Below are 16374 nucleotides of genomic sequence, written 5' to 3' on the forward strand. Positions count from 1 at the left end.
CCGTATACTAGGAGCGTTTTAAGCCTTTGTATTTTCTATCTGCAGCAATTCTTCCATGCTAACCACTTAAATTATAAACGCTAATCCCTGTGCTATCCACAGCAACAAGCATAGGAGAAGTCCTATCTCTTACATAATTTTTTACTTGCAGATCTAAAGTTTTGATCATTCTACAGATAGTAGTATAGTCAGGCATTTCATCTATATTATAGTGTAGTGTTTGAGGTAATCTATAGCTTGTATTCTGGATGCAACATTAATCAAAAAATATTTGCATAAATATTTATGCATTGTATGCCGAATTGATGTCTTGATTAAAAATAATAGTGAAGCTTGCAGTTAATTGCGATAACAAATTTCGTATTATGCTATCTAATTATCTTATAATGAGGATTTTATGCTATCAGATAGTAATGATAAAAATAGTAATATGGTTGCAATGCTGTTTATGGCAGTGAATGCTGTAAGTCTTGGTTCTCTTTATGCGGTAATGAAATGCATAACATACTCAGTAAACTCTAATCAGGCAACTTTTTTATATAAGTCTATTATTTTTCTTTTTCTCCTGCCATGGATTTTCTATAAAGATGGGTTGAATGTAATTAAGACACCAAACATAAAGATACATTTGCTACGTAGCGTATTTAGTGCAGGTGGGTCGCTTAGTATGATGTATTCTTTAAAGTTTTTAAAACTCTTAGACGTCACAGCGCTTACACACATAGAACAGGTATTATGGATCATTATAGGTGCTGTATTTTTTAATGAGCGTATCACTTTGATTAAAATAATTGCAGTGATATTAGCATTCTTAGGTGGCTTTATTGTTGTTAAGCCGGAAGCGTTATATAGCTTGTTCTCAGATGAAAAAGTTGTATCTGATTTTAATGAAGGTTATTTCTTTGTCTTTTTAACAGTGGGTTTTTGGGTAGTAAATAGCTCTCTCGTGAAGCTTTTGGGGCATCGTAAAGCTTCCAATAAAGCGCAACTTTTTTATGTAATGCTTTTTGCTTCGTTAATTTCATATTGTGTTGCTTTTATTGAATGGAAACACTTATTAATTATTGGTAGCTTCTCTATTGCATATCCAGGTGGTTTTAATGCATCATTTGATGATAATATTGGATTCAATGAATTTGCGTTGGTTTGTGCTGCTTCATTGTTATATCTAATGCATAGTATAGCGTTTTTCTATGCTATGAAGGGAGATATGGCTGTAGTTGCTCCACTCGTATATTTGAAGCTAGTATGCACTAGTATTTTAGGTTTTATGATTTTTGGAGAATTTCCTAAGTTTCTATTATCGTATCTTGGATATCTTATGATTATAATTGCTGGAGTTTTAGTTCTGTATTCTGAATATAAGAAGCGGAATTCAGAGAAAACAGCAGCATTGGATGATATAGTATAATCAAAGAGTATTTGAAACGCGTCAATTTTGAAAGGTATAGTGTCAACCAGTTGACGCATAATTGTTCTTTAAAACAGCAAGCGAGGCACCATGTGATGTTATAATTCTACATACATCAGTCATAATTCTTTGCCTCACAATGCAAAATTTTGCAAGCTGTGTTTCATAAACCAAGCATTGTATCATGATATTTAATCCATTTAATGTTGCTGAGCTAAAATTGACTATTATATCAAAACTTTGATCTATATCATGATTTATAATGAGAGATTCTCGTATATCATTCACTATGGATTCGATAGCTGCGTGATCTTCATGACGAATTATAATATTTTCTAAAATGCGTCTATGCGACATTTTTGAAGCATTTTCAACTGTGCATGTTGAAAATATAGAGTTTGGAATATATACCAGTCTCTTTTCATATGTTCTAATTTTTGTAACTCGCCACCCTATCGCTTCAACAGAGCCTTCTACATCCGAACCGATAACCTTAATGCTTTCTCCAACGACAAATGGTTTATCAAAGTATATTAGCACAGTGCCAAATAAATTAGCTAAAAGATCTTTTGCTGCAAAACCCACAGCAATTCCGCTCATTCCACCAAATGCTAGCAATCCATTTACACTTATACCAAAAACTTGCATTAGCATTAAAAGTGCAGCAATCACTACAATAACACGCAGTATTTTTACTATTAAATCCGCGCTTGCTAAATCTATATTGGACTTTTTATCCTTAAGCGAAAGCCAGTGGTGTTCGATTTGTGTAATAAAATTTAGAAAAAACCAAGTTACTGCAGCAACAATAGCAATATCACGCACTAGTCCTATAGAATTCAAAAAATTATCACTTATACTGATGTTTTGACTAAATATGCTAACTAGTATAGAAATCAGAAAGAAAAAAATAACAAACTGAATAGGTCTCTCAGCTGCAACTAATATTTTATGATACCAAGAATATTTCTCTGATTTATTTAATCTAGCAGCAAATACATTTTGCAGGCGCTTTATTCCTTTCTGTGTGTAAAGCATGACAATATATCCAACAGTGCCACATAATAAAGTAATAACAATGCTGGAAAAATATGTATTTTGTTGAAATACTATTGATATTTTCTCAAGAAAATTAGTGATTATCTCTATCATGTTAATTATCCGTTATGCTGTGTGTAATAATAATAGCACTACAGTTTAGTGTATGATAAACAAAAAATCATGGTATATATTTTTGAGAGTTTTCACAATTAGATAGAAGTATGATATGATCACTTTTTTAAAAACTAAAGAGTGGTTTTATGGTTTGTTGTAAGGGATGTTGCTCTGATATCTTTGTAAAGAATGGCATTGTGAGGGGGTGTACAGCGTTATAAGTGCAGATCATGTTCTAAATTTTGTTGAGGGCGATCTGGGCAAGAAGCCTCAAACAGCTGTTAAGAAAGCATTATGCGTTATGCTATATAGTCTTGGTAATGGCTCTTTTTCTATGTTATGCAAGATATTATGGCATTCGCCGTCCATAATTTATCGCTGGGTAGTAGAGGCGATGGGCAAGACTCAGGAGCCAGTTGTCTCTTCGGATATTATGGAGATGGAATTCGACGAGATGTGGCATTTTATTGGTTCAAAAAAAACAAGCTTTGGATCATTAAGGCAGTTGATCGTAGTACAAGTAGAACAGTTGCCTGGGTTACAGGCAATCGTGATACTGCAACATTCCAAAAGCTCTACAAAAAGTGAGTCATCTGAAAGAATGTCATTTTTATACGGATGATTGGAATGCTTTTTCTAAAATTTTACCCAAAGAGCGTCATACAATTGGAAAGTCTGGCACAGTATGTATCGAGAGAGATAATAGCAACACGCGACATCATTTATGCCGAATGACACGGCGCACTAAAATCGTTTCTAAAAAAGAGTCAATGGTATACGGATCCATCAAGCTTTGGTGCGCTCTTTACTATTACACAAATATTAAAACAATGTCAAGAACAGCTCTTATCTATCTTTATGTGAAAACTCCCTAATCTATTTGTGGTGTCACTATATGACATTTCACATAATTTAATCTTCCTATTACTATTAATTTTTGCTATTTGCCATGGAAAAGAAAAATATAATCAATCATAAAGCTCTTTTTTTAATATTTGCGTTTGGTATATGTTTATGGTTTATGCCATGGCACGCAGGCTTAGAACAAAAATCTTGGAATTTATTAGTAATATTTTTAACTACTATTATTGCAGTAATATTTAATCCTGCACCAATGAGCATTCTTAGCATGATTGCAGTAACAGCATGTATTCTAACTCATACAATGTCAGTTAGGGATACTCTGCAGGGGTTCGGTGAAGATATAGTATGGTTGGTTGTGTTTGCATTTTTTATATCCAGGGCTATTATCAAGTCAAATTTAAGCAAGAGAATAGCATACTTTTTAATATCAAAATTGGGTTCCAGTACAATTGGTTTATCATATAGTTTGATTTTAACAGAACTATTAATAGCGCCTGTTATTCCAAGCGCGACAGCTAGAGGTGGTGCAATCATATTTCCAATTGCTCGTGCTATAGCTGATCAATACTCAACAGAAGCTAAAAATGTCAGCAATCCAGAATTAATTAAACAGTTCTTGATGAAGATATGTTTCCAATCAAATGTTATAACAAGTGCTATGTTTTTAACTGCGATGGTTGGTAATCCATTTATAGCTAAGTTGGCTCATGGTATCGGTGTTGAATTAGATTGGATTACATGGGCAAAAGCTGCATTCATCCCAGGCCTGCTTAGTCTTATATTATTGCCCTTTGTAATGATGTATATAATAAAACCACATATAGATTCTTGTGACGAAGCTGTGGAATCAGCAAAACATGCTTTAAAGGAAATGGGGAAAATTTCCAAAGGAGAAATCGTGGTTCTGTGTACTTTTGTACTACTACTAATGCTTTGGATATTTGGTTATAACATTGGTATCAACTCAACAGCTACGGCATTATTAGGTTGTGTAATCTTAGTATTATGTGGTGTTATTACGCTAGATGACATAATTCAAGAGAAGGCTGCGTGGGATACTTTTATATGGTTTGGGATATTTGTAACTTTATCTAGTGCATTAAGTGGATCTGGTGTCATGGAGAGAATCAGTGAATATGCTGAAACTATAGTGTATGGGTTTAATCCATATATTGCTGCTGCTTGTATAGTGGTTGTGTTTTTCTATATGCACTATTTCTTTGCAAGTATTACAGTATACGCAACAGTGATGTATACAACTTTTGCCATTTTATTGATACACTTGGGAATATATCCTATTGCAGCGTGTTTAATTCTAGCTTTTCTTGCAAATGTTTCAGCATGTTTAACACACTATGGTATAACAAGCGCTCCTATATTTTTTAATGGCAGTGGAATGAGTGTTAGAAAATGGCTAAGTATAGGATTATTAAGTAGTATTATCAATATAAGCATATGGGTTGCTTCTGCAGCATTTTTATGGAGTAAGCTTGGTATAAAGATATTACAGTAGAATGTTACCATTGCTTTTATTCGTGAAGAATGTCTAATGCTTGAGAATGCATTTGATGTCTATACTCTATAACTAAACAGATATACATCAATACATAGCCAGTAGCAATTTTTGAAGTATAGCAAGTATACAAATAAGCAATGGAAGCCACAAACATTACTTGAGCTATTTCAAGAATAAATAATATAGGAATACTAAATACAAAGTGAACTTGTTAAAGGAATCATAAAGAAAGCAGGAGTTATATTGGCTTGCAAGTAATTATAATGCACATGAATACAGCAGAAAAAGTGACAAATTGCCACAAAACCTTATGGATTTTGTTAAGTAGTGTTGCTAGCTACAGGACAATTATATATCCGAAAATTAGCGCAGGGCAGTTCTAAAAGCCAATTTTTGTGCATTTAATTTTCTGATATATAATACCAAATTCCTACAAATAATAGAATACAGCAGCGACTATATGTTTGCTGCTGGACTTTCAGTGCAGCATAATTGTTTGCAACCAAAAAAATATTCTAGCTTCTTAGAGTTATGACGCAGGCGACTATAAAAGCGCTCCTGCCTGTAAATAAACTAATATTTACAGGCAAAAAACTTTAAACATGATGATATTTAGAAGAAAAATTTCATTAGTTTAATGCATCATGTATTCTGCAAAAGGGTTAGGTTGAGTATTTTCTTCTGTTTGAGCAAGAAAATTTACATCATCAATTTGTGTCATAAGATTGTCGAATGGTTTTTCAATATCTTTAGTTTCTGGAATTTTGCTAAGATATTGAATTGCTTCATCCACATTAGGATTTTGCTGTACAGCGGTTTTAGCATTGCCTAGAAGATTAGTTACATCATGCATTAAAGTTTGCAGTTGATTTTCTGCCCTTTCATCAGATGTTTTAATATCTGCAAGCTTGTCGGATAAAGCTTTGAGTTGAGCTGCTTGATCAGAAACTTGCTGCATTTCACCAAGAATTTTTTTGCCTTTAGGTTGAGTCTCATTAAATTTCTCTAAACAAGTATTGCTCTTTGTTTTGACATCATTGACAAATTTATTACGCACATCAGGCGAAATTTTATCTTGCTGTAAATCTTTTGCAGTTCGTATAAGCTCTTGAGCTTTAGACTTTAAACTTTGCCATGCAGTCTCACAGTCGGTAGATATAATTTTACTAAAATCACTTTTAAACTTTTCATAAGCATCCTGAGAGGGCTTTGCACTGATAGCATCAGAGACACTAGTTTTAAGATCTGTAAATTCTCTTTGCGAATTCTGAAGCGCTTCAGGTACTACTGGCTCTGCAGCAGAAGCTGGCTCAGTAGGCTCTTTCGTGTTATCTGTACCGGCCGTATTACTGCTTTGTTCCAGTGTTTCAATTTCTTCTTCGTTTTTTGTGCTTTTCTTGATTAAGCTTTTATCATTTTCAATATTATTATTGTCTTCTGCTTCTCTTTCCTCCAAATCTTCATCATTTTGTTCTTTTACTTCTTTCTCACCTTCACCGCTTGCCTCTTCTGCTTTTTCAACAAGTACAATTGGTGCATTCATTTTGTTTATCAGATTGTCAAATTTTTCTTTGACAAATTCATCTGTTACTATTGCACTAGTAAATGTATTCAGCTCTTCCAGATTAGGATATTGCTGTGCATTATCTTGAGTTGTTTTTAAAAGGCTGGTTACATCTTTAACTATAGCTTGAAATTCATTATTCACCTTAGATAATTCATTATTATCTTCCTCAGATATTTTCCCGTCGCTGGCTTTTGCAAGCATGATGCTGATTTTCTCTTCGATATCAGAAAATTTGTTACGTAAATCTCGGACTGGAGCTATTTGATCAGAAACTGCCTTTACTTTGGCAAGTAAATCTTGAACTTGAGATCTTACATTTTCAAGTTTCCCTATACAATCATCGCTTTTACTTTTTACATCCTCTTTAAACTTGTCACTCACATCTTGCGAAATTTTATCTTGTTTGTTAGCTTTCGCATCTTTTATATATCTGTCAAGTTCATCATCAAGATCTTTTAATGCAGCATCAAGATAAGTCGACTTTGCTTGAGATAGATCATTTTTGAGTTTTTCATAATCAGCTTTGGATGGTCTTTCTTGAACAGCATTAGAAACTTGAGTATTAAGATCATCAAACTCTTTTTTCAAATTCTCAAGATTGGTTGCGACATCCTGAATCTCTTCCTTTTTTACTGGAGTGTTAATTTTATTAACCAGGTCCTCTTTCTTTTGATCTGCATCATCAATTTCTTTTGCAAGAGCCTTCACGTCATCCACAGACATTTTCTTTTCACTGGAAGATAATTTCTCTCTGAAAGTGCTTAATGTGTCTTTTATATACTTTTCTGTAGCTGCTTTATCATCTTTACTGAGACTGTTGCTCTCTAATTGTTTTTGTAGCCTTGCGATAGCTGCATAAAACTCTGTTTTTATATTAGCCATATTTTTATACCAAATTTAACTAAAATTTATCTTATTTCACCTACTGGATAATTAGAAATTGTAAGTGATGCCAAGTGTGATTTCATGCGCTTTTAAAGATGCAGAAATAGGAGTGACGTTATCATATTTCTGTATCAATCCTGCTGCTCCTAATACTGTTTTCTCACCACTTGTTTCTCTTTTACCAAGATTAATGAAGCGATATCCAAGGCCAAGCACGAAATTGTTTCCAAGTTCTTTTTCTATTCCTACACCTATATTCCAAGCAAACTTCATTTTGTTTTGACCGGCGTATTTATCTGATACTACGCTGCCATCATTTGCAGTGCTATTCTTCGTATATGCGCCATTAACAGCATAATTCATGCCAATTCCAGCCATCACATATGGCTTCACTCCATAAAAATCACAAATGCTATATTTGCCATTTAGCATAAATAGTGTACTGCTAAATTTCTGATTCACATTTGCTTTATCTTTGCTATCTTTTCCTTCTTTATCCTTAGAATCAAATTCTACATCCTGATTAATCTTATGCGATCTATATGATATATTAAGACCAACTCTTAAGTCATTAGAAAACCTATAGCCTACTTCAGCTCCAAATGGGATTCCAACTTTTGGTTTGGCACCTTTATAATATTCTTCATTATTTGAGTCATCTTTAGAGAATGATGGAATAGAGATTCCCGTTTCTCCAGATACATATAAGTTTTTATAATTGATGTTACTTCTTATATGTTGTGAGGCAGCATATGCTTCTGAAACGCATGCAAATCCTATTAATGAAATAAATAAATTTTTAACTTTCATTATTTCCCTCTGTAACTAATTTTATACACATAGTAACTGCATGATTTCACTGAAATACGATTCTACAGTTAGCAAAGTGCCAACTATATCATATACAATTAAAAGTTGCCAGTATTTAATAGACCTCTTGCATAACCTGTTCCAAACTGTGATTTGATTGTCACTAAAACATAAAAACACTCACGTGGATCATTGTTTGGTGACGTCTTGCAAAAATCTACTCTATAAGAATTTCTACCTCAGAATGAGGTTATGCAAGAGGTCTAATGATGAATGTGTGCAATTATTACTGATTTTATAACACTTACAAATACGATATACAACTAAAAGTTAATTGAATTTTTCTTATATTATATTTAAATAATAATTTTGTTATGATATAAATTTTTATTATTTATTGAAAATTTGTGTGCATAATGGAATTATCTTGTAGTATCCGATATGTTTTGGAGATATAATGTTTTTATTGTTGTGATATTGTTAATAAGTTATTTCTATAAGAGAGTTTTCACAATTAGACAGAAGTATGATATGATCACTTTTTTAAAAACTAAAGAGTGGTTTTATGGTTTGTTGTAAGGGATGTTGCTCTGATATCTTTGTAAAGAATGGCATTGTGAGGGGTGTACAGCGTTATAAGTGCAGATCATGTTCTAAATTTTGTTGAGGGCGATCTGGGCAAGAAGCCTCAAACAGCTGTTAAGAAAGCATTATGCGTTATGCTATATAGTCTTGGTAATGGCTCTTTTTCTATGTTATGCAAGATATTATGGCATTCGCCGTCCATAATTTATCGCTGGGTAGTAGAGGCGATGGGCAAGACTCAGGAGCCAGTTGTCTCTTCGGATATTATGGAGATGGAATTCGACGAGATGTGGCATTTTATTGGTTCAAAAAAAACAAGCTTTGGATCATTAAGGCAGTTGATCGTAGTACAAGGAGAACCGTTGCCTGGGTTACAGGCAATCGTGATACTGCAACATTCCAAAAGCTCTACAACAAAGTGAGTCATCTGAAAGAATGTCATTTTTATACGGATGATTGGGATGCTTTTTCTAAAATTTTACCCAAAGAGCGTCATACAATTGGAAAGTCTGGCACAGTATGTATCGAGAGAGATAATAGCAACACGCGACATCATTTATGCCGAGTGACACGGCGCACTAAAATCGTTTCTAAAAAAGAGTCAATGGTATACGGATCCATCAAGCTTTGGTGCGCTCTTACTATTACACAAATATTCAAACAATATCAAGAACAGCTCTTATCTATCTTTATGTGAAAACTCTCTTCTATAAAACTATATGCTAATAAGTATTGATAAAACATATAATGCGTTAGTGGATAAAAATGTTTGGCATGAACAAGTTTTTTATAAGAGAGATTGCGCTGAGGCTCGTAAGTGTATATTAAGTAAGCATATTTTATTGCTTACCATTTGATTATGATGAAGTCATATAACTAAAATGAAGTAACATATAAAAAATTTTTTTTGTGAAAATCTAAAGGAAATGAATAAGGAAAAAGTTTATGAATCTTTATCTGATTTTGTTGCAAAACTTGAAAAAGAAGGGTTGCTTGTTAGGGTTAAAGAAGAAGTAAGTACTATTTTAGAGATCACAGAAATTCATCATAGGTTGATAGAAAAAAAGGGACCTGCAGTTTTGTTTGAAAATGTGATATCGGAAAATGGAAAAAGTACTATGCCAGTGCTTGTAAATTTGTTTGGTACAAAGGAGCGTATTGCAATGGCTCTTGGCATTAAAGAAAATGAGTTATCAAAGATAGGTGAAAAACTAGCATTTCTTAAGCAACCAGAACCGCCAAGCGATTTGAAAGAGGCATTTAAAATGCTTCCTATACTAAAGGAAGTGCTTGTAATGAAGCCAAAAGTGATAAAGAACCCTCCGTGTCAGGCAATACAATATTTAGGAGATGATGTAGATTTAAATATTTTACCGGTACAAACTTGCTGGCCTCAAGAACCAGCACCACTTATAACATGGCCAATGGTTATTACTAGAGGGTTCTTAGGTCAAAAAGATGATTGTTATAATGTTGGCATCTATAGAATGCAGGTGTTATCCAAGAATAAAACACTGATGCGTTGGTTAAAACATAGGGGTGGTGCAGAACATCACAGAAGGTGGTCTGCTTCTGGCTCTGAAAAAATGCCGGCTGCGGCTGTTATAGGGTGTGACCCATCTACAATGCTAGCAGCTGTTACACCAGTTCCGGACGGAATTTCAGAGTACGAATTTGCAGGACTATTTCGAAAGAAAAAATTAGAGCTTGCTAAATGCATTACTGTGCCAATTCTAGTACCAGCACATGCTGAAATTGTCATAGAAGGATATGTGATCTTTGACGAATATGGTGATGAAGGTCCATATGGAGACCACACTGGGTATTATAATTCAGTCGAAAAATTCCCAGTTTTTGAAGTAACATGTATAACAACTCGTAAATCACCAATCTATCTCTCCACGTTTACTGGGCGGCCACCTGATGAGCCTTCTGTTCTTGGTGAGGCGTTAAATGAAATTTTTTTACCGCTAATTCGACAACAATTTCCAGAAATAGTAGATTTTTGGCTCCCTCCTGAAGGTTGCTCTTATAGAATAGCAGTAGTATCAATTAAAAAATCATATCCAGCTCATGCGAAAAGAGTGATGATGGGCGTTTGGTCTTTTTTGCGACAATTTACATATACAAAATTTATAATAGTTGTTGATCATTATATTAATGCAAGAAGCTGGTCAGACATCATGTGGGCAATATCTACTAAAATGGATTTTCAAAGAGATGTATTAAATGTGTCGAATACTCCGATAGACTATCTTGATTTTGCATCAATAGAGCCGGAAATAGGTGGAAAGATGGGTTTTGATGCAACTGATAAAATTTACCCAGAAACAAAAAGAGAATGGGGCCGCCTAATAAATATGAGTGACGATATCAAAGAAATTGTTACTCAAAAATGGAATAAGTATGGATTTTGATAAATTATGATCACTTTTTTAAAAACTAAAGAGTGGTTTTATGGTTTGTTGTAAGGGATGTTGCTCTGATATCTTTGTAAAGAATGGCATTGTGAGGGGTGTACAGCGTTATAAGTGCAGATCATGTTCTAAATTTTGTTGAGGGCGATCTGGGCAAGAAGCCTCAAACAGCTGTTAAGAAAGCATTATGCGTTATGCTATATAGTCTTGGTAATGGCTCTTTTTCTATGTTATGCAAGATATTAGGGCATTCGCCGTCCATAATTTATCGCTGGGTAGTAGAGGCGATGGGCAAGACTCAGGAGCCAGTTGTCTCTTCGGATATTATGGAGATGGAATTCGACGAGATGTGGCATTTTATTGGTTCAAAAAAACAAGCTTTGGATCATTAAGGCAGTTGATCGTAGTACAAGGAGAACATTTGCCTGGGTTACAGGCAATCGTGATACTGCAACATTCCAAAAGCTCTACAAAAAGTGAGTCATCTGAAAGAATGTCATTTTTATACGGATGATTGGGATGCTTTTTCTAAAATTTTACCCAAAGAGCGTCATACAATTGGAAAGTCTGGCACAGTATGTATCGAGAGAGATAATAGCAACACGCGACATCATTTATGCCGAATGACACGGCGCACTAAAATCGTTTCTAAAAAAGAGTCAATGGTATACGGATCCATCAAGCTTTGGTGCGCTCTTACTATTACACAAATATTCAAACAATATCAAGAACAGCTCTTATCTATCTTTATGTGAAAACTCTCCAGTAATTGTAATACATTTGTATGTTTTGCTTATTGTATAAGCATAGATAATAAGCTATTCATTGTTTTTGCAACAGCATGTGAATTATCACTTAAAAGATTATAATCTTTCAAACTAGTTTTTTAGTAGACTACATGTTAATTTGTGTGGGATAAGAGGTTTAATGAACAATTTTTATTGTTGGGTAATATGACAGAAGTTTTAAAAGATGAATTATTTGAATCTGAGGTCACTAATTTTGATGGTTATGTACTGATAGATTTTTGGGCAAATTGGTGCGGTCCTTGCAAGCAGCTTTCTCCGATAATAGATGAAATATATTCTGAGCTAAAAGATAGAGTGAAAGTTTTTAAGATGGATATAGATAGCAATACTATTACACCATCTAAGCTTGGAGTGCGCAGTATTCCTACTCTAATGCTTTTTAAAGCTGGGAAGCATTTATCAACAAAGATAGGGTCATTGCCAAAGGATTCAATACTCTCTTGGATAGAGGATGAGATTTCCTGAATGATTTTGGAGATTTATGCGCAAGGGAAATAGTGCTTATTGGCTATATGGAAGACATAGCGTCATCTCTGCTCTAGAAAATAGCAGCAGAGTTTGCAAGAGGTTAATAGGCACAAAAAGTGCGCTAGAAGAGCTGAAATCTACTGCTGAATTTAAACATAAGGTTAGTGCTGAAGTTATGACGCACCAAGCCATATGTAAGGTAACAGGCTTGCATGATGCTGTTCATCAGGGCATTGCACTATTTGTAGAAACCTTGTGTCAACCTTCAATTGATGAGCTGCTCAAGAGTGTGAATACTAAAAAAACTTCATGTGTTGTTATACTTGATCAGGTAACAGATCCAAATAATGTTGGTGCTATCATTAGAAGTGCGCTTGCTTTTAGTGTAGATGCGATAATTGCGCCACAAAATCAGGCTGCAAAAGAATCTTCAGCACTGGTTAAAGCTTCCTCTGGTGCGTTTGAGAAAGTTCCTATGATTGATGTAGTTAATCTTGCGTCCGCAATAAAACAATTGAAATCTTCTGGATATTGGGTTCTTGGGCTATCTGGCAATGCGAAGGAAGATCTAAGCAGTTTTCAAAAGTATTTTGACGGAAAGATTGCGATAGTGCTGGGCTCAGAAGGAAGTGGTATGAGGAGATTGACATCTGAGAGCTGTGACCTGCTTGCTAAGATAACAATTAGTTCAGAGATGGAGAGTTTGAATATATCTTGTGCTGCAGCAGTAGCGCTATATGAAATCTCAAGGTTTGATACTGCTAATAAATAATAAATATTCCGCTGATTTTTTGGAGCGCTCTTATGTCTTGATTCTTATAGGTGCTCAAATTTTCCATATTGGATAAAAGATAATACATGTTTCCACATTGCTCTGCTATATAGGCATTGCTAACTAAAGATAGATATCAGCAAGTCTTTATTAAAAAGCATTAGGATAGAGTTATAGATCATATCTATGGCCTTACTGTAACGTTTGGTTTTACGATGAAACCTGGCTAAATAGTGCCGTATTAATGAGTTGAATGATTCCACTAAAGACGTTTCTGCCTTAGTAGAATAGTGTTTTTTAGCAATCCTAAATTTTTCATAAACGTCGTAATGGTCACTGCATGATATCTCTATCTCGTAGCTACTTTGTAATCGCATGGCAATCGGAAGATAGGATGCAAAATCCCTGACAATGCTCACTTCAAAATCAACAACTTTATTTCTGTCCCTATCAACAGCAAGCCAAATGTAGACTTTGTTAGTTTTTTTTGGCAATAACTAAAAAGCTCATCCAGCTCAATAATTGAGATTTGCTTGGCATCCTCAGGTATCGTAACATCATTCAGCCTTTGTTTTAGAAGCTTTGAGAATTTTCTAATCCACTTTATTATAAGTGGACTCGAGACCTTTTCTAATCTCTCGATTGATCTAATTCCAACTCCCTCCAGATACATACTAACTCACCTTACGCAAGATCATTATTTTTGCGTAAATTTATCAATTCATTCATAGATGCTATATTCGCTGCTACTAACAATTTATATTTAATAGCAAAATGATTGGTTGCAGTGGCAACCTTTATAATTTCTAACTTGCAAAATGCTACGATTGAAGCAAATATATGGTTTGCTTGAGATCGCATCTTTTTCGTTGGAGATTTTGCCAAGCTTGTATTTTCTTTGATAGATTTGTGATATTCCTCAATTCTCCATCGTTTTTGATAGATTTCGTACAAATAGGCAGCATCATGTTCTGTATCATTAGAAGCAAGGTATAGAATACCAGTTGATCCGTCCTCGTTTATGAAAACTTTTTTGATTAGTAAAACTTCAAAAGATACTCCTTTCAACCATACCTTCTTTGATTCTCCATCCTGCATATCTAATGATGAGATTTGTTGAAACTTACCAAGTTTTTTATCTTTACCTGATAATGCAACAATTCTATTTGATTTAATACCTATAATAAACTTTTTACCAAGCGATTCTATGAATTCCATATTCTCTTTAGAACCAAACCAATTGTCGGCTAAAATATGCTCAAATAACACTTTGTTCTCTGTTGATTGTTTTATGAGATTGCGAAAATGTTGGTTTTTGCTAATGCTAGATTTACGCTGTACTTTTCCTGTCTCAATATCAGAAAAACTAACATCTTTACGAATGAGTGCGTACCCAAACGGAAGCACTACGTCACCATACGAAACTAAGCACGATAAAATGTTTATCCCCTTTACATGCCTTCCTTTAGCATAAGAGTGATGCCATGCTACTATCTCATTTTCATCCGTATAAGGTTTCTCTTCTATTGAATCATCTAATATCAAAACACATCCCTTGTTAAGCTCATGCTTCCTAATTTCTGGCTTGATGTATAACCATAATTCTTTTGATCCTAAATCTTCAGAATTAAGATATTTTGTAATCTTGTCGTGGCTTATATCTCCAGACAATAAATCTGATAAACCAGTAGCTGTTGCATACTTATTTTGACAAATTAAATAGTCTGAATATATATCCAATATTTTCTTAGACATACTTTATTTTTTTATTTCGCTTACTTTTACTACCTTTATACTGATTTTGTCAATTTTGCGTAAGGTGAGTTAATAATATTTGAGAGTTTTCACAATTAGATAGAAGTATGATATGATCACTTTTTTAAAAACTAAAGAGTGGTTTTATGGTTTGTTGTAAGGGATGTTGCTCTGATATCTTTGTAAAGAATGGCATTGTGAGGGGGTGTACAGCGTTATAAGTGCAGATCATGTTCTAAATTTTGTTGAGGGCGATCTGGGCAAGAAGCCTCAAACAGCTGTTAAGAAAGCATTATGCGTTATGCTATATAGTCTTGGTAATGGCTCTTTTTCTATGTTATGCAAGATATTATGGCATTCGGCGTCCATAATTTATCGCTGGGTAGTAGAGGCGATGGGCAAGACTCAGGAGCCAGTTGTCTCTTCGGATATTATGGAGATGGAATTCGACGAGATGTGGCATTTTATTGGTTCAAAAAAAACAAGCTTTGGATCATTAAGGCAGTTGATCGTAGTACAAGGAGAACAGTTGCCTGGGTTACAGGCAATCGTGATACTGCAACATTCCAAAAGCTCTACAACAAAGTGAGTCATCTGAAAGAATGTCATTTTTATACGGATGATTGGGATGCTTTTTCTAAAATTTTACCCAAAGAGCGTCATACAATTGGAAAGTCTGGCACAGTATGTATCGAGAGAGATAATAGCAACACGCGACATCATTTATGCCGAATGACACGGCGCACTAAAATCGTTTCTAAAAAAGAGTCAATGGTATACGGATCCATCAAGCTTTGGTGCGCTCTTACTATTACACAAATATTCAAACAATATCAAGAACAGCTCTTATCTATCTTTATGTGAAAACTCTCCATATTAGTATTGTATTTCAATATATCAATACATCCTAGTTCATGATTATAATATAAGAATTAATAGCAAGTTATATAGTTATGCTTGCAAATATAGCAGGTTGTGATAATAAATAGTTGTTCCTGGCATTTTTCTATGAATATACGCCATGGGCTGCTTTATTTAGTGGATTGTCTAGTCGCCTGTGTAATAACTCTAAGAAGCTAGAGGATTTATCTTGGCTTGCAAGTAATTATGGTGCACCGAAAGTCCAGTAGAAAAAGTGGCAAAATTGCCAAAACCTTATGGATTTTGTTAAGTAGTATTTTATATAGCCAAAAATTAGCGCAGGGCAGTTCTAAAAGCTAATTTTTGCATATTAACTTTCCGCAAAAATTTATTTGTGAAGCAAATTGATTTTTGACAGACAGACTGTTTAAAATTTGTATACTTTAAAGCTATACGCTTTTGTTTTTTACGTATTTGGTATCTCACGCAAAGTGCACGC

21 protein-coding genes are annotated in these 16374 nt (G+C 34.3%); 14 read left to right on the plus strand and 7 right to left on the minus strand.

Translation table 11 applies throughout. The features are described 5' to 3' along the window. Positions 1–58 precede the first annotated feature (58 nt). Positions 59–196: a transposase gene (locus AACK98_RS08160; protein ID WP_410519997.1), complete on the minus strand. Its 138-nt coding sequence runs from the start codon at positions 194–196 to the stop codon at positions 59–61. 201 nt (positions 197–397) lie between these two features. On the opposite strand from AACK98_RS08160, the gene AACK98_RS03650 reads away from it, so the two are divergent. After that, the gene (locus tag AACK98_RS03650; RefSeq protein ID WP_339042366.1) at positions 398–1411 is read left to right on the plus strand and encodes a DMT family transporter; all 1014 of its coding nucleotides are present in this window, start codon (positions 398–400) and stop codon (positions 1409–1411) included. 42 nt (positions 1412–1453) lie between these two features. Here the strand turns inward: AACK98_RS03650 and AACK98_RS03655 are convergent, their stop codons facing one another. Further along, positions 1454–2563 carry a mechanosensitive ion channel family protein gene (locus AACK98_RS03655; RefSeq protein WP_339042368.1) on the minus strand — a complete coding sequence of 370 codons (1110 nt, stop codon included), beginning with the start codon at positions 2561–2563 and terminating at the stop codon, positions 1454–1456. A gap of 208 nt (positions 2564–2771) precedes the next feature. Here AACK98_RS03655 and AACK98_RS03660 point away from each other — a divergent pair, with 208 nt between their 5' ends. The 3 genes from AACK98_RS03660 to AACK98_RS03670 all read left to right on the plus strand — a co-directional run bounded on the left by AACK98_RS03660 (position 2772) and on the right by AACK98_RS03670 (position 4943). Continuing rightward, positions 2772–3188 carry a hypothetical protein gene (locus AACK98_RS03660; RefSeq protein WP_339042371.1) on the plus strand — a complete coding sequence of 139 codons (417 nt, stop codon included), beginning with the start codon at positions 2772–2774 and terminating at the stop codon, positions 3186–3188. Beyond that, on the plus strand, positions 3151–3441 hold the full coding sequence (locus AACK98_RS03665; RefSeq protein WP_339042373.1) for an IS1 family transposase: 291 nt from the start codon (positions 3151–3153) through the stop codon (positions 3439–3441). The genes AACK98_RS03660 and AACK98_RS03665 overlap by 38 nt, the downstream gene beginning before the upstream one ends. 74 nt (positions 3442–3515) lie before the next feature. After that, positions 3516–4943, plus strand: a complete 1428-nt coding sequence (locus AACK98_RS03670) for a DASS family sodium-coupled anion symporter (protein WP_339042375.1) — start codon at positions 3516–3518, stop codon at positions 4941–4943. A 637-nt stretch (positions 4944–5580) separates the two neighbouring features. On the opposite strand, the gene AACK98_RS03675 is transcribed toward AACK98_RS03670, so the two are convergent. Beyond that, positions 5581–7395: a hypothetical protein gene (locus AACK98_RS03675; protein ID WP_339042377.1), complete on the minus strand. Its 1815-nt coding sequence runs from the start codon at positions 7393–7395 to the stop codon at positions 5581–5583. Positions 7396–7446: 51 nt separating this feature from the next. Beyond that, positions 7447–8208 (minus strand): outer membrane protein, encoded by a 762-nt coding sequence (locus tag AACK98_RS03680; RefSeq protein WP_339042379.1) that lies wholly within the window; start codon positions 8206–8208, stop codon positions 7447–7449. A gap of 623 nt (positions 8209–8831) precedes the next feature. Between AACK98_RS03680 and AACK98_RS03685 the strand changes: the two genes are divergently transcribed. From AACK98_RS03685 to rlmB, 8 genes are all read left to right on the plus strand, one after another. Further along, a complete protein-coding gene (locus AACK98_RS03685; RefSeq protein ID WP_339040981.1) occupies positions 8832–9215 on the plus strand; it encodes a hypothetical protein in 384 nt (127 codons plus the stop codon). Further along, complete coding sequence (locus AACK98_RS03690) at positions 9122–9490, plus strand: IS1 family transposase (RefSeq protein WP_339042569.1); 369 nt, start codon at positions 9122–9124, stop codon at positions 9488–9490. Before AACK98_RS03685 ends, AACK98_RS03690 begins: the two co-directional genes overlap by 94 nt. A gap of 229 nt (positions 9491–9719) precedes the next feature. Then, positions 9720–11210: a UbiD family decarboxylase gene (locus AACK98_RS03695; protein ID WP_339042381.1), complete on the plus strand. Its 1491-nt coding sequence runs from the start codon at positions 9720–9722 to the stop codon at positions 11208–11210. 98 nt (positions 11211–11308) lie between these two features. Beyond that, entirely contained in the window at positions 11309–11602 is a 294-nt protein-coding gene (locus AACK98_RS03700; protein WP_339040266.1) for a hypothetical protein, read from the plus strand. Continuing rightward, on the plus strand, positions 11560–11724 hold the full coding sequence (locus tag AACK98_RS03705; protein WP_339042383.1) for a hypothetical protein: 165 nt from the start codon (positions 11560–11562) through the stop codon (positions 11722–11724). Before AACK98_RS03700 ends, AACK98_RS03705 begins: the two co-directional genes overlap by 43 nt. Further along, complete coding sequence (locus AACK98_RS03710; RefSeq protein ID WP_339040346.1) at positions 11687–11965, plus strand: IS1 family transposase; 279 nt, start codon at positions 11687–11689, stop codon at positions 11963–11965. The genes AACK98_RS03705 and AACK98_RS03710 overlap by 38 nt, the downstream gene beginning before the upstream one ends. 198 nt (positions 11966–12163) lie before the next feature. Beyond that, positions 12164–12484: a thioredoxin gene (gene trxA / locus AACK98_RS03715; protein WP_339042571.1), complete on the plus strand. Its 321-nt coding sequence runs from the start codon at positions 12164–12166 to the stop codon at positions 12482–12484. Between the two features lie 16 nt (positions 12485–12500). Beyond that, entirely contained in the window at positions 12501–13259 is a 759-nt protein-coding gene (gene rlmB / locus AACK98_RS03720; RefSeq protein ID WP_339042385.1) for a 23S rRNA (guanosine(2251)-2'-O)-methyltransferase RlmB, read from the plus strand. Between the two features lie 119 nt (positions 13260–13378). Here rlmB and AACK98_RS03725 read toward each other — a convergent pair whose 3' ends face one another. From AACK98_RS03725 to AACK98_RS03735, 3 genes are read right to left on the minus strand one after another with little or no spacing between them, the layout of a single operon-like run. Further along, complete coding sequence (locus AACK98_RS03725; protein ID WP_339040222.1) at positions 13379–13753, minus strand: IS1 family transposase; 375 nt, start codon at positions 13751–13753, stop codon at positions 13379–13381. After that, entirely contained in the window at positions 13675–13932 is a 258-nt protein-coding gene (locus AACK98_RS03730) for a hypothetical protein (protein ID WP_339042387.1), read from the minus strand. Before AACK98_RS03730 ends, AACK98_RS03725 begins: the two co-directional genes overlap by 79 nt. Before the next feature lie 11 nt (positions 13933–13943). After that, complete coding sequence (locus tag AACK98_RS03735) at positions 13944–15014, minus strand: transposase (RefSeq protein ID WP_339042389.1); 1071 nt, start codon at positions 15012–15014, stop codon at positions 13944–13946. 205 nt (positions 15015–15219) lie between these two features. Between AACK98_RS03735 and AACK98_RS03740 the strand changes: the two genes are divergently transcribed. Then, entirely contained in the window at positions 15220–15603 is a 384-nt protein-coding gene (locus AACK98_RS03740) for a hypothetical protein (protein ID WP_339040357.1), read from the plus strand. Next, on the plus strand, positions 15510–15878 hold the full coding sequence (locus tag AACK98_RS03745; protein WP_339042483.1) for an IS1 family transposase: 369 nt from the start codon (positions 15510–15512) through the stop codon (positions 15876–15878). The genes AACK98_RS03740 and AACK98_RS03745 overlap by 94 nt, the downstream gene beginning before the upstream one ends. The last annotated feature ends 496 nt before the right edge of the window (positions 15879–16374 follow it).

It is taken from the genome of Candidatus Lariskella endosymbiont of Hedychridium roseum (assembly GCF_964020185.1).
Lineage (GTDB): Bacteria > Pseudomonadota > Alphaproteobacteria > Rickettsiales > Midichloriaceae > Lariskella.

Coding starts and splice junctions, on each gene's coding strand:
- AACK98_RS03730 (WP_339042387.1), bottom strand. CDS start 13,932: ATGTATCTGGAGGGAGTTGGAATTAGATCAATCGAGAGATTAGAAAAG.
- AACK98_RS03695 (WP_339042381.1), top strand. CDS start 9,720: ATGAATAAGGAAAAAGTTTATGAATCTTTATCTGATTTTGTTGCAAAA.
- AACK98_RS03670 (WP_339042375.1), top strand. CDS start 3,516: ATGGAAAAGAAAAATATAATCAATCATAAAGCTCTTTTTTTAATATTT.
- AACK98_RS03675 (WP_339042377.1), bottom strand. CDS start 7,395: ATGGCTAATATAAAAACAGAGTTTTATGCAGCTATCGCAAGGCTACAA.
- AACK98_RS03650 (WP_339042366.1), top strand. CDS start 398: ATGCTATCAGATAGTAATGATAAAAATAGTAATATGGTTGCAATGCTG.
- AACK98_RS08160 (WP_410519997.1), bottom strand. CDS start 196: ATGCCTGACTATACTACTATCTGTAGAATGATCAAAACTTTAGATCTG.
- AACK98_RS03680 (WP_339042379.1), bottom strand. CDS start 8,208: ATGAAAGTTAAAAATTTATTTATTTCATTAATAGGATTTGCATGCGTT.
- AACK98_RS03655 (WP_339042368.1), bottom strand. CDS start 2,563: ATGATAGAGATAATCACTAATTTTCTTGAGAAAATATCAATAGTATTT.
- AACK98_RS03735 (WP_339042389.1), bottom strand. CDS start 15,014: ATGTCTAAGAAAATATTGGATATATATTCAGACTATTTAATTTGTCAA.
- rlmB (WP_339042385.1), top strand. CDS start 12,501: ATGCGCAAGGGAAATAGTGCTTATTGGCTATATGGAAGACATAGCGTC.
- trxA (WP_339042571.1), top strand. CDS start 12,164: ATGACAGAAGTTTTAAAAGATGAATTATTTGAATCTGAGGTCACTAAT.